The following is a 13,135-nucleotide window of genomic DNA, read 5'->3' as shown; positions in this document are numbered from 1 at the left end:
CGCGGGCCGGACGTGTTCGACGACGGGATGTTCCGGCCCGAGGGCCGGCCGCGGCGGTCAGGCCACGGAGGAATACGCGACGACGCCGCGCTTGATGAGCTTGATCGCGTCCCCGCACAGCCGCGACACCCTGGGGTCCAGCGACGGGATCTTCGCGAGCTGGTCCAGCAGGTCGATAACCTGTTTGACCCAGCGGACGAAGTCGCCCGCTGCCAGGTCGGTGCCGCTGAGGACGTCCTGCAGGTGCCGGCCCTTGGCCCACTTGAAAATCGGCCAGACCAGGCCGAGTTCGGGTTCACCGGTCAGAGGGAGCTTGCTGGCTTCCTCGATGTCCTCCAGAGCGGACCATTCACGCACCACGATGTCGACGGCGGATTCCAGTGACACGCTCGGCATCTTGGGCCGAAGCCCGCGGTCCTCGCGTTTGGCCTGGTAGACCAGGATGCTGGCGAGGGCGGCGACCTCGGCGGCGTCCAGGTCGCCGAAGGCGCCCAGGCGCAGGGACTGGGAAATCAGCAGGTCCTTCTCGCCGTAGATCCGGCGGAGCCGCTGCCCGTCGGGGCTGATGGTCAGCACGCCGGCGTCGGAGGTTTTTAGGTAGCCGTAGCCGGACAGGACGCCGCAGACCCGGTCGAAGGTCTTGGCGATCGTGTTGGTGCGGCCCTGGATCTGGCGCACCAGCCCGTCGGTCTCCTGGCGGAGCTTCCAGTAGCGCTCGGACCAGCGTGCGTGGTCCTCGCGTTCGCTGCAGCCATGGCACGGGTGCGCGCGGAGTTCGCGGCGCAGCTCAGCGATTCTCTTTTCCTGGTCCGGCAGGGCAGCGGCTCGGCCGAAGTCGTCGTTCCGGCTCGGCGGCGCAGAGGGACGGTTTTCCCGGAGGGCATTCCGGACCGAGGACGCCAGGTCGCGCCGTGACTTGGGCACCTTGGCGTTGAAGGATTTCGGGATCCGGACCCGCGTGATGGGAGCCAGCGGCCCTTCCACGTCCTGGGTGCCGATCCGCCGCAGCTGGTTGTCCAGGGTCATCACGGCGGGCCGCGGTTCGCGGGAGTGGTGGTCGGAGCTGAGGACGACGGCGAGTCCGGGCGCCCGGCCGGTGGGTACATCCACCACGTCCCCGGGGAGCAGCCTGCTCAGGGAATCCTCGGTCACGGATTTCCTGGCCCGGGAGCTGGTCTGGGAGGCGTTTTTCTCGGCGTCGGAGAGCGCCCGCCGGATCCGGGAGTAGTCGGTGAAGTCGCCCAGGTGGCAGCTCATCGCCTTGCTGAAGCCGGCCAGGGATTCCTCGCGGCTGCGGACCTGTTTGGCCAGCCCGACGACGGAGCGGTCGGCCTGGAACTGGGCGAAGGAGGATTCGAGGATCTCCCGGGCCCGGGGCCGGCCGAATTGCGCCAGCAGGTTGATCGACATGTTGTACGTGGGCCGGAAGCTGGAGTTCAGCGGGTAGGTGCGCCGCGAGGCGAGGCCGGCGACGGATGCCGGATCCGTGCCGGGCTGCCACAGCACGACGGCGTGGCCTTCGACGTCGATCCCGCGGCGGCCGGCGCGACCGGTCAGCTGCGTGTACTCCCCCGCGGTGATGTTGACGTGCGCTTCGCCGTTGAACTTGTCGAGCTTCTCCAGCACGACGGAACGTGCCGGCATGTTGACCCCCAGCGCCAGGGTTTCGGTCGCGAACACGGCCTTGACGAGCCCGTCGACGAAGAGTTTCTCGACGACTTCTTTGAAGGTGGGCAGCATGCCGGCGTGATGGGCCGCCAGGCCGCGGAGCAGCCCGTCGCGCCAGCTCCAGAAGCCGAGCACGTCCAGGTCGTCGGAGGGGATGTCCTGGGCGGCCTCGTCGACGCGCCGGGCAATGATGAGCTGTTCCTGCTCGGTGGTCAGCCACAGCCCGGCCGCGACGCACTGCGCCACCGCTGCGTCGCAGCCCGCGCGGGAAAAGATGAAGGTGATGGCCGGCAACAGGTCCTGCCGGTCCAGGCTGGCGATGACCTGGGGGCGGCTGGCCTTCCGGACCGGGCTGCGGGGGCCGCCCTGCGGTGCGTCGTCGCGCTGGTTCCGCTGGCGCCGGACGCCGCGGCCGCCCTGGCCGAAGCGTCCGCGGAAGTTCATCTGGCTCTCGGCGCGGGCCATGGAAAGCAGCTCAGGGTTGACCTCGAAGCCGGGGCGGGCAGCCAGGTCGGCGGTTTCCGCGGTGGCGGACACGGCGGCGACAGCGGCCTCGCCGGCCGGGGCGATCTCATCGAAGCTGGTGTCGCCGGCGAAGAGGTCCACGATCTTCCGTCCGACCATCACGTGCTGCCACAGCGGCACCGGGCGGTGCTCGGACACGATGACGTCGGTCTGGCCGCGCACCGTGTCCAGCCAGGCGCCGAACTCCTCGGCGTTGGAGACGGTGGCGCTGAGCGAGGCGACCTGGACCTCGCTGGGCAGGTGGATGATGACCTCTTCCCAGACGGCCCCGCGGAAGCGGTCCGCGAGGTAGTGCACCTCGTCCATCACGACGTAGCCGAGGTCGGCCAGGGTGCTGGAGTCCGCGTAGAGCATGTTGCGGAGGACCTCGGTGGTCATCACGACGACGGGGGCGTCGCCGTTGATGGACGTGTCGCCGGTCAGCAGGCCCACCCGGTCGGCACCGTACTTGTCGGCCAGCTCGGAATACTTCTGGTTGGACAGGGCCTTGATCGGGGTCGTGTAGAAGGCCTTGAGGCCGCGCTGGAGCGCCAGGTAGATGGCGAACTCCCCCACGATGGTCTTCCCGGCTCCGGTGGGGGCGGCCACCAGGACGCCCCGGCCGGCCTGCAGGGACAGGCACGCCTCGCGCTGGAAGTCGTCGAGTTCGAAAGCGAGCGAACGGATGAAGCCGCCCAGATAGGTTTTGGCTTCTGCGGCCCGCTCGGCACTGGCGCGGTAGCGGTCAGACGGCGATTCCGGCCCGGGTAGTGAGGACATGCTTCCAGCCTAGTGCGCCATGGCCTAGAGATTCTCCAGCTCGGAGCTGGGAGTCGCCCGGTCCGCGGTGGCTTCGGTCTCGGCGGCCCGTTTGACGGCCCGCCGTTCGCGGCGGCGGTCGTTGAGCAGGCACAGACCGATGGCGGCGAAGAACAGGAGCAGCATCGGCCCGGCAAGGTAGAACATGCTCATCGCGTCCGCGCCGGGCGCCGCCATGGCGGCGAAGAGGCAGACGAGGAACACCGTGATGCGCCAGCTCTTGACCAGCTGCTTGCCTTTGATGATCCCGGCCAGGTTCAGCCCGACGAGGACCACCGGCAGCAGGAAGGCGATGCCGAAGGCCAGCAGGAGCCGCAGCACAAACGACAAGTACACCTGGGCGCTGATGAAGTTGGAGCCCCCGGAGGGGGTGAAATCGGTCAGGACCCGGACCGCGTTCGGGAGGACCAGCCAGGCCAGCAGGACGCCGCCCACAAACAGCGGAACGGCGGCGGCCACGAAGGACAGTGCCATCCGGCGTTCCTTCTTGTGCAGGCCGGGGACGATGAAGGCCCACAGCTGGTACAGCCAGACCGGGCTCGCCACGATCAGGCCCAGGAAGACGGAAACCTGGATCATGAGGTCAAAAGAGCTGGCCACACCATCGAAGTTCAGCGTCGCCTGCCGGCCCTCATGTTCATTGAGGTCAGCGATTGGTTTGATGAGCGCCGCAAGCATGGGCTGGTACACGAGGAACCCGACGACGGTCCCCAGCACGACGGCGATCGCGGACTTGAAGAGACGGTTCCGCAGCTCTTTCAGGTGGTCGAGGAGCGCCATCCTCCCCTCGGGGTTCGACCGGCGGCCCATGGTTACTGCCACGCGGTGTTAGGCGCGGTTCGGCGGCGGAACGTCGGTTCCGTCTCCGGTGCGGGTTTCCGTGCCGGCGGACTTCGGGTGGTTCACGACCCGGCCTTCGACGGGCTCGGAGCCGTCCGCAGCGTCTGCGGCGCCGTCCTTCTTCATCTCCCGGACTTCGGACTTGAAGATGCGCATCGACTGGCCCAGGCTCCGGGCCATGCCGGGCAGCTTGGGTGCAGCGAAAAGCACCAGAGCCAGAACGATGATGATGATGAGATGCCAGCCTTCAAGCCTCATAATGTGAGGTCCTTTCGTTTGAATACATCCTACGTCTAAGTCAATTCGATGTCGTGCAGCCGCTGGGGCTGCACGCGGTCCCGCTTGCGCTGGACGCGGCGCCGGCGGCGGGATTCCTGGCGGGCGATTTTGGCCGCGCGGTAGTCATGCCCCATCTGTACGGGAGAGGAGAAAACGGCGGATCCGGGTCCTACGCACGGACCGGATCCGTCCCCCGCATCGTCGCCGTCCGAGCCTACGCGGCCCGGATGAACATCGGCTGAACCGGAGGTGGCCGGGCCGGACGGCAACGTGGAAAACCGCCCCCCCGCTTCGCCGAGTTCCTTGGCCGTGGCCATAAACTGCCGGAACAACCGGGCGCCGAGCACAACAAAGAACAACAGTGACAGCGCAACGAGCGCTATCCAGATCACGATCCAGGACCACCAAGGCATGCTGAGTAGTCTATCCGCCGCACCGGCTAGTCTTCATAATTGGCCAGGCCGGCGGCCAGCCACGTCCGGGACGCCGCCGCGAGTTCTTCGGGCTGCAGGATCCGGGCCGTCCCGCCGTGCTGGGCCACGAACATCGGCAGCCAGTCGGTGCTGCCGAAGCGGATTTCGGCGAGCAGCCCGCCGCCGGGGAGCTCCGCCGTCCGCTCCGCGTAGTACTCATCGGCCAGCCCGGTGCCGCGGCGGGTCAGCTCAACCACCACCACGGTGTCGTCGTCGTTCGGGGTGAAGAGTTTGACGGGGAAACTGCTGCCCGGCGGCGCCGTTTCCGAGGCAGGCAGGCCCGTGCTTTCAAGGGCTTCGATCCGGTCCAGCCGGAAGTTGCGCAGCCCCTGCGCGGAATGGCAGTAGGCCTCGAGGTACCAGGTGTTGTCCAGCGAGTAAAGCCGGAGCGGATCGATGTTGCGTTCGGAGACCGTGTCCCGCAGCGGCGAGAAGTAGCGCAGCCGCAGCTGGGTGCCGGTCCGGATGGCTTCGCGCGCTGTTTCCAGCGCTGCGGAATTCCCGGGCCCCACCTCGGGGCCGGACAGGGCGGCCGCTTTGAGGCCTTCCTCCCCCGCCGCTGCCATGAGTTTGAGCGTGACCGATTCCAGGGCGCTGCCCTCGGCCAGTTCGGGCAGCCCGTTGAGCGTCTCCAGCCCTGTCAGCAGGGCGCAGGCCTCCTCGACGGTGAAGCGGACGGGCCGGTTCAGGTCGAGATGCTCGGAGATCGTGACGTGGTCGTCGTCCCACTGGATATCCAGCAGGTCGTCCGGGTAGCCCTCGGGCAGTCCGGAGCAGATCAGGATCCGCAGGTCCGCTTCCAGTTCCTGGCGGGTGATCCCGAATTTCTGCGCCACGTCGCTGATGTGCAGGCCCTGGTTGTGCACCAGGAACGGCACCAGCTGGAGCATCCGGCTTAGCTGGTCCTCGGACGTGCGTTTGCGGCCGGGCCGGGGCTTCCCCGAAGGGAAGGCGGCCGCAGGGTAAGGGGCCGCCGAGGGGATGGCCGGGAAGGCGACCGGCGGGACGGGCGCCGCGGCGAAGTCGGCGGCGGCGGCCAGACGGCGCCGTACGGAGCTGACGAGTTCGGGCGGGGACACCGCGACGGCCAGGGGCCCGTAGGAGGCCAGTTCCTCGGCCAGCGTCTCGACGTCCCGGAACGGCACGTCGAGGCGGTCCCGGCCGGTTGCGGTTGGCCCGGCGGTGGTGTCGGAAGCGGGGCCGGTGCCGGAAGCGGGGCCGGGAAGGGCGCGTTTGCGGAGTCCGCGCAGCCTGCCGGGCTCGACGTCGACGGCGGCTGTCCGGACCGGCAGCTCCGCCAGCCCGGCCAGTTCGGCGCGCATGTTGAAGTCCGCCGGCGGGGTGAAACGTTCCTGCGCCAGGACGGTCACGGCGGAGGTGAGGCGGGAGAGGCGGAAGAAGCGTTTGTCCCCCCGGGCCCTGTCGTGGGCCACGAGGTACCACTGGCCGAAGCGGCTGCCGAGTCCCCAGGGTTCCACGAGCCGCTCCTCTTCCCTGCCGGTGCTGCCGGCGAGGTAGCGGAAACTGACGGGGTTTTGGGCGTGCATGGCCGCGACGAGGTCCTCGAACGCCTGTCCCGCGGGGCGGATCCGCGGCTGGACCCCGGCGGGGAGTTCGGCGTCGACCAGGCCGCCGGAGGCCTGCAGCTTCCGCACAGCGTTGAGCGCTGCGGAGCCGAGGGCGGCGTGCTCCCAGAGCTGGGCCGCGAGCATGAGCACGGTGCACTCTGCCGGGGTGAGGCTGACGTCCGGAAGCCGGTTGGAGTCCTTGCCGATCCGGTAGCGGGTGGTGGCCGGATCATCCGAACCCCAGCCCTTGTCCGTGACGGTCTCGACGTCGAAGCCGAACCGCCGCAGTTCGCCCTTGTCCCGTTCGAACATCCGTCCGAAGGCGACGTCGGTGCTGCTGGTGTCGTGGTAGACCTTCTCGCGCAGTTCACTCCGGCGCAGGCCGTAGGTGGTGTTGAGCAGGGCGATGAGCAGGTTCAGGAGGCGTTCGGTACGGGAGGCTGACACCCCGCAAGGCTACTAAAGTCCGCGCCCGAAACTGACAAAAGCGCGGCAACAGCCGGAAGAACTTTCCCGATTGTTACCGCGCTTCGTGACGCAGGACGGCGTCCGGTCAGGCCGGCCGCCGGTACTTCCGCTGAATGCTAGCGGACAGCGACGAGGTCGACGACGAAGATCAGGGCCTCGTTGGGGCCGATCGCGCCGCCGGCGCCGCGCGGGCCGTAGGCCAGCTCGGAGGGGATTTCGAGCCGGCGGCGGCCGCCGACCTTCATGCCCAGCAGGCCCTGGTCCCAGCCCTGGATGACCTGGCCGACGCCGACGCGGAAGTCGAGCGGTGCGCCGCGGCCCCAGGAGGCGTCGAACTCTTCGCCGGTGGACCAGGCCACGCCGACGTAGTGGGTGGAAACGGTGTCGCCGGCCTTGGCTTCGGCGCCGTCGCCCTCGATGAGGTCGGTGATGACCAGGTCGGTGGGCACGGGGCCTTCCGGGAAGTCAATTTCCGGCTTCTGGCGGTCAGTGTTGCGCTGTCCAAATGACATGGTTGCTCCTTCTAGCGTGGCTTTGGGGTGTGGTGCGGGTGGTTATTTGACGCCGAGGATGTCGACGACGAAGACGAGGTCGCCCTTCGCATCGCCCTTGCCCTCGTCGCCGTAAGCGAGGTCCTTGGGGATGACCAGGAGAACGCGGGAGCCGACCTTCTTGCCGTTCAGGCCCTGGGTCCAGCCCTTGATGACGCCGGTGAGCGGGAAGGTGGCCTTCTCGCCGCGGTCGAAGCTGGAGTCGAAGACCTTGCCGCCTTCAAGGGCCACACCCACGTAGTTCACGGTGAGGGTGTCGGTTTCCTTAACTTCGGGGCCGGTGCCCTTGATGAGGTCCTGGGACACGAGGGCGGTCGGGGCGGCGACGCCTTCGACGGAGATCTCCGGGATGCCCTTGTCATTGTCCTTGACGGTCGGCAGGCCGGCGGGCGGAGTGACCGTTTCGCCCTCGGGCTTGTCCAGGACCTTGGGTGCGTCCTTGGCGGAGAGCACCTTGACGACGAGGAGCTGGGTGGGCTGCGCCTCGGCGCCTTCAGCGGCCGCCGCGCCGGGAACGGCCAGGGCGAGGTGGGTGCCGATCTTAGCGCCTACGAAGGCGTTGTAGATGACGGGGCTCTCAGTCTTGAGGGCGTCGTTCAGTTCGAGCTCCTCCGGGTCCTTCGGGAAGGTGTCCTCCAGGGTGGAGCCGTCCTTGCCGCTCAGGGCAACGATGGAGATCGAGGCGACCTGGTTGGCCTTGACCCTGTCACCTTCGCCGTCCTTGACCACCTTGACGGTGGGTTCCTTGACCTCAAGGGGCTTGGTGAATTCAACACCGGGTGCCTTCTTATCGCCGTTCTCCGTCAGCTTGAGGGAGTCCAGCTTGGCGGTCTCGCCGGCGGACTGGCTGGTGGGTTCCGGGGCGGCTGGTTCTCCGCCGCCGCAGGCGGTCAGCAGCAGCAGTCCGGGTAGAAGAATTGCTAGTAGTCGGCGCACTTAAGAACTTTCGTCGGGGCAGGATGGACGCCTCGCCGGGCAACTGCCAGCGGCAAAGCAAGCGTTGGCCGCGAACGGCACCCCTTCAGAATAACGTGGAAAGCTGGGTATCAGCCCATAGAGTCCAGCAGGGCGTCCACCCGCTCGTCCACGCTGCGGAACGGGTCCTTGCAGAGCAGGGTCTGGTGGGCACGGTCGTTGAGCTTCAGGTGCACCCAGTCCACGGTGTAGTCGCGGCCCAGTTCCTGCGCCCGCCGGACGAAGTCGCCGCGGAGCTTGGCGCGGGTGGTCTGTGGCGGGGCATCCACCGCATCTTTGACCGCGGTGTCATCGACCACACGGCGTACGGCCCCGCGGGACTGGAGCAGGTAGTAGAGTCCGCGGGTTCGGGAGATGTCGTGGTAGGTCAGGTCCAGCTGGGCAATCCGGGGCGCGTCCAGGCCCAGGTTGTGCCGTGCACGGTAGTTGTCCATGAGCTTTTTCTTGATCGCCCAGTCCACTTCGGTGTCGATCCTGCTGGTGTCACCGCTCTCGATCGCATCGAGGGTGCGTTCCCAGAGGTCCAGGATCAGCGGTACGTGGGGGTTGTGGGCACCCTGTTCGGCGACGAAGGCCGTGACCTTGCCCAGGTATTCGCGCTGGATTTCCAGCGCGGTGAGCTGCCGGCCGTTGGCGAGCCGGACCAGCGCGCGGCCGCTGAGGTCATGGGAGATTTCCCGGATGCTGCGGATCGGGTTCTCCATCCGCATGTCGCGCATGATGACCCCGGCTTCGATCATCCGCAGGATCAGGTCCACGGTTCCGACCTTGAGCAGCGCCGTCGTTTCGGACATGTTGGAGTCGCCCACGATCACGTGCAGCCGGCGGTAGAATTCGGCGTCGGCGTGCGGCTCGTCGCGGGTGTTGATGATCGGGCGGGACCTGGTGGTGGCGGAGGAGACGCCCTCCCAGATGTGGTCGGCACGCTGGGAGAACGCGAACGTGGCCCCGTGCGGGGTCTTGAGGATCTTCCCGGCCCCGGCGATCAGCTGCCGGGTCACGAGGAACGGAATCAGGATCTCGGCCAGCCGGGAGAACTCGCCGCGCCGCGGGATGAGGTAGTTCTCGTGGCTGCCGTAGGAATTTCCGGCGGAGTCGGTATTGTTCTTGAACAGGTACACGGTGCCGTTGAAGCCCTCCGCCGCGAGCCGTTCCTGCGCCTCGTCCACCAGGTCGTCCAGGATGAGTTCCCCGGCCCGGTCATGCGCGATCAGCTGGGCGAGGTCGTCGCATTCCGCGGTGGCGTACTCCGGGTGGGAGCCGACGTCGAGGTAGAGCCTGGAGCCGTTGGTCAGGAAAACATTGGAGGACCTCCCCCAGCTGACCACCTTGCGGAACAGGTAGCGGGCCACCTCTTCGGGGGCCAGTGGGCGTGACTCCGGGCTCGAATAGGAAATCCCGAACTCGGTCTCAATGCCGAAAATGCGCTTGTCCATCTCAGTTCTCCTCAGCGAGCAATGCCGTGACATCTGCGTCCTCAAGCCTGCGGAACGCCCGGCGGGTGCCGCGGCTGCTCTCCGAGCCGCGGTCCAGCACCGCCACCTCCACGGCCGACGGCGGCAGCGTGGTGGTTTCCTTGTCCGCCACGAGGCCGGCCAGCGCAAGCCTGATGGCGCCGGCGAAGTCCAGTGCGCCCTGCCAGCCCGCCGCGACGGCCTCTGAGACTTTGTCCGCCTGGCCGCCCATCACGATGAAGCCCTTCTCGTCGGCGATCGACCCGTCGAAGGTCAGCCGGTAGAGGTGGTCCTCTTCCGGGGAGGAGCCCACCTCGGCCACGGCCAGTTCGACTTCGAAGGGTTTTTGTTCCGCGGTGAACACCGCCCCGAGGCTCTGCGCGTAGACGCTGGCGAGACCACGGGCCGTGACGTCCTCCCGGTCGTAGGAGTAGCCGCGGACATCCGCGTACCGGACCCCGGCCTGCCGGAGGCTCTCGAACTCGTTGTACTTGCCCACGGCGGCGAACGCGATCTTGTCGTAGATCTCGCCGATCTTATGCAGGGACGGCGAGGGGTTTTCGGCCACCAGGGCAATCCCGTCGCGGCAGCTGATGACCACTACGGAGCGCCCGCGGGCGATGCCCTTCCGCGCGAAATCCGCGCGGTCCTTCATCAGTTGTTCGGGCGATACGTAGAACTGCTGGGTCATCTCAGGCCTCCCGCTGGGCAACGGCCCGGGACTCGATGATGGCGCCGGCCATGGCCGCGAGCTCGCGATCCGGAACCCGGACGGCACCTGTCCGGTTGACGACGTACACCACCGGCCAGAGCTGCCGGACGGGGTCGGGGCCGCCGGTGGCGGAGTCGTCGTCGGCAGCGTCGTAGAGCGCTTCGACGGCGACGGAGACGGCGTCCGGTTCGGGGAGGTTGGGCCGCCAGAGTTTCTTGAGCGCGCCGCGCGCGAACATCGATCCGGAACCGACGGTGTGGTGTTCCTGCTCCTCGTACCGTCCGCCGGTGACGTCGTAGGAGAAGAGCCGCCCCAGGCCCGTGGGACGGTCGAAGCCTGCAAACAGCGGGACAACGGCGAGGCCCTGCATCGCCATGGGCAGGTTGCTGCGGACCATCGCCCCGAGGCGGTTGGCTTTGCCATCGAGGCTCAGGAGTGTCCCCTCGATCTTCTCGTAGTGTTCGAGCTCGACCTGGAAGAGCCGGGTGATGTCGAGCGCGATTCCCGCGGTGCCGGCGATGCCGAGCACGGAATACTGGTCCGCGGGGAACACCTTTTCGATATGCCGGCTGGCGATGACGTTGCCCATCGTGGCGCGTCGGTCACCGGCCATCAGCACCCCTCCGGCGTAGGTCAGTGCCACGATGGTGGTCCCGTGCGGCGCCTGCAGGGGAGTGGCTGCGTTCCCCGCCGGGAACTGCTGGCCGGAGGGCAGCTGGCCGAAAGGCAGCAAGTCCGGGCGCTGGCGCTGCAGATGTTCGGTGAAGGAGGACGTGGCGTTGGCTGCTACCTGGTTGGCGGTGGTTTCCTGCACTGGTGCACTCCCTCAACGTAGTGAATCAACGGCTTCCGGCCCTCAGCCCCGTGCCGGCGCGCCCCTGGGCCGCCGCGGTCCGGGCGGTGCGCTACTGGCCGCCCTTTTGGACAAACGCGCGGACGAATTCCTCGGCGTTGGACTCCAGCACACCGTCGATCTCATCGAGCAGATCGTCGACGCCCTGGGTGGCGGCTGATGCCTGGCCCTCCGCGGAGGCCGGCGGTGCGGCGGGGACGTCTTCGTCGACCTCGGTGTCACGCGACTGCGGCTGCTGCTGCTCCTGGCCTGCCATTGTTCTCTCCTTCTGTCCGTCCCTGCTTCGCGAGGGACTTCATGTAAGCCATATTGCCACGCCCGGAGCCCCTGCGGGACTGTTTGGCCCTAGGAACCGGGAGGGAGTCCCAGGAGCTCGGACAAGAACGCTCCGGCCTCCCGGTGCCGGGCGAAGAGGCCCCCGGTGAGGGCCTCGGTTCCGCGCAGCGGTTCCCGGGTGGGAACCCGCTGCAGCCTGCCGCGGCCTGGCACATCGAAAATCACGGAGTCCCAGCTGGCGCCGACCACGTCGGCCCCGAATCGGCTGACGCAGCGTCCCCGGAAAAAGGCCCGGGTGTCCGACGGCGGCTCGGTGACCGCCCGCTGGATCACGCCGTCGTCGACGACCCGCTGCATCCGGTCCCGTGCCAGCAGGCGGTAGTAGAGCCCCTTTTCGGGCCGGATGTCCGCCCACTGGAGGTCCACGAGGCCCAGCCGCGCGTGGCCCCATTCCAGTCCGTCGCGGCCCCGGTAGCCCTCCAGCAGGGAGAGTTTCGCCAGCCATTCGACGGAGGACGCGGCCGCGGCCCGGTCGTTGCCCAGTTCGGTCAGCGTCGCCGACCAGCGTTCGAGCACCTCGTGGGTGTGGCCGTCCCCGTCCACGGCATCGGCGACGCCGGTGTCCTGGGCATGCTTCGCGGCCGCCTCAAAGTAGATCCACTGCAGGTCCAGGGCGGTGATCCGGCGCCCGTCGAGCAGCCGCAGGGTGGCGGTGAGCGAGGTGTCATGGCTGACGGCCTGCAGCGAGGCGACCGGCTCGTGGACTTCGAGCTTGGGGGCCAGGCCGGCTTCGATCAGGCTCAGGACCAGGGCCGTGGTGCCGAATTTCAGGTAGTTGGCGGTCTGGCTGAGGTTGGCGTCGCCGATGATGACGTGCAGCCGCCGGTACTTGTCCGCGGTCGCGTGCGGTTCGTCGCGGGTGTTGATGATGGGGCGGCGGATCGTGGTTTCGAGGCCGACCTCGGTCTCGAAAAAGTCCGCCCGCTGGCTGATCTGGTAGCCGGGGCGGGAGCCGTCCTGTTTCATGCCGACCCGGCCGGCGCCGCAGAAAATCTGGCGGGTGACGAAGAACGGGGTCAGGCCGCGGACGATGTCGCCGAACGGCACCGAACGGGGCATCAGGTAGTTCTCGTGGGACCCGTAGGAGACCGACTTGTTGTCGGTGTTGTTCTTGTACAGATTGACCGGGGGCAGTTCAGGATCCGCGGACAGCCTCCGCACCGCGGCGAGGGCCACGAGGTCTCCGGCGGCATCCCAGGCGACGACGTCGCGCGGGTTGGTCACCTCCGGGCTGGAGTACTCGGGGTGCGCATGGTCGACGTACAGCCGGGCACCGTTGCCGAGCACCATGTTCATCAGCAGGGTGCCGGACTCGTCCTCGCCGTCGGCTTCCAGCTCCTGCCGGCCATAGGCCAGGGCGACCGCCTCGGCGTCGAGGACCGGCGGCTGGTCCGTGAGCTGGTCCGGTTCGGCCTGGCTGCGCTCCAGCGTCCAGCCTCGGGCGTCGTGCAGCGGTTCCTCATCGGTGTAGTCCCAGCGGGTCTCGGCACCCCCGGCGGCACGCTGCCGGGTCACCTGGGCGTAGGCCTGGATCACGCGGGCGGACATCATCGTGGCGTTGGCGCCGGGCGCGGACGGGGCGTGGATGCCGTATTCGGTCTCCGAGCCCATCACCCGCATGGCACCGCCAGCCGG

12 protein-coding genes are annotated in these 13,135 nt (G+C 68.1%); all 12 read right to left on the bottom strand.

The features are described 5' to 3' along the window. Nucleotides 1-57: 57 nt before the first annotated feature. Nucleotides 58-2,952, bottom strand: coding sequence for a DEAD/DEAH box helicase (locus QK291_RS03985; RefSeq protein ID WP_282379318.1), 2,895 nt, complete (start codon nt 2,950-2,952; stop codon nt 58-60). A gap of 24 nt (nt 2,953-2,976) precedes the next feature. Next, complete coding sequence (gene tatC / locus QK291_RS03980) at nt 2,977-3,771, bottom strand: twin-arginine translocase subunit TatC (protein ID WP_282379317.1); 795 nt, start codon at nt 3,769-3,771, stop codon at nt 2,977-2,979. A 48-nt stretch (nt 3,772-3,819) separates the two neighbouring features. After that, nucleotides 3,820-4,089: a Sec-independent protein translocase subunit TatA gene (tatA, locus tag QK291_RS03975; protein ID WP_282379316.1), complete on the bottom strand. Its 270-nt coding sequence runs from the start codon at nt 4,087-4,089 to the stop codon at nt 3,820-3,822. Between the two features lie 35 nt (nt 4,090-4,124). Then, on the bottom strand, nt 4,125-4,523 hold the full coding sequence (locus QK291_RS03970) for a hypothetical protein (protein ID WP_282379315.1): 399 nt from the start codon (nt 4,521-4,523) through the stop codon (nt 4,125-4,127). A 26-nt stretch (nt 4,524-4,549) separates the two neighbouring features. Then, entirely contained in the window at nt 4,550-6,598 is a 2,049-nt protein-coding gene (locus QK291_RS03965) for a WYL domain-containing protein (protein WP_282379314.1), read from the bottom strand. 137 nt (nt 6,599-6,735) lie between these two features. After that, nucleotides 6,736-7,131, bottom strand: coding sequence for an FKBP-type peptidyl-prolyl cis-trans isomerase (locus tag QK291_RS03960; RefSeq protein ID WP_282379313.1), 396 nt, complete (start codon nt 7,129-7,131; stop codon nt 6,736-6,738). 42 nt (nt 7,132-7,173) lie between these two features. Next, nucleotides 7,174-8,106: an FKBP-type peptidyl-prolyl cis-trans isomerase gene (locus tag QK291_RS03955; protein WP_282379311.1), complete on the bottom strand. Its 933-nt coding sequence runs from the start codon at nt 8,104-8,106 to the stop codon at nt 7,174-7,176. 110 nt (nt 8,107-8,216) lie between these two features. Then, nucleotides 8,217-9,581, bottom strand: coding sequence for a Pup--protein ligase (gene pafA, locus QK291_RS03950; RefSeq protein ID WP_282379309.1), 1,365 nt, complete (start codon nt 9,579-9,581; stop codon nt 8,217-8,219). 1 nt (nt 9,582) lies between these two features. Further along, nucleotides 9,583-10,290, bottom strand: coding sequence for a proteasome subunit alpha (gene prcA / locus QK291_RS03945; protein ID WP_282379308.1), 708 nt, complete (start codon nt 10,288-10,290; stop codon nt 9,583-9,585). A 1-nt stretch (nt 10,291) separates the two neighbouring features. Next, a complete protein-coding gene (prcB, locus tag QK291_RS03940) occupies nt 10,292-11,125 on the bottom strand; it encodes a proteasome subunit beta (RefSeq protein WP_282379307.1) in 834 nt (277 codons plus the stop codon). A gap of 91 nt (nt 11,126-11,216) precedes the next feature. Continuing rightward, entirely contained in the window at nt 11,217-11,420 is a 204-nt protein-coding gene (locus QK291_RS03935; protein ID WP_282379306.1) for a ubiquitin-like protein Pup, read from the bottom strand. Between the two features lie 89 nt (nt 11,421-11,509). Then, nucleotides 11,510-13,120 carry a depupylase/deamidase Dop gene (dop, locus tag QK291_RS03930; RefSeq protein WP_282379489.1) on the bottom strand — a complete coding sequence of 537 codons (1,611 nt, stop codon included), beginning with the start codon at nt 13,118-13,120 and terminating at the stop codon, nt 11,510-11,512. Nucleotides 13,121-13,135 lie beyond the last annotated feature (15 nt).

Source organism: Arthrobacter sp. AL12 (assembly GCF_029960645.1).
In the GTDB taxonomy this organism is placed as follows: Bacteria; Actinomycetota; Actinomycetes; order Actinomycetales; family Micrococcaceae; genus Arthrobacter.
The sequence above is the reverse complement of the archived record's forward strand: the minus strand, read 5'-3'. Positions and strand labels throughout refer to the sequence as shown.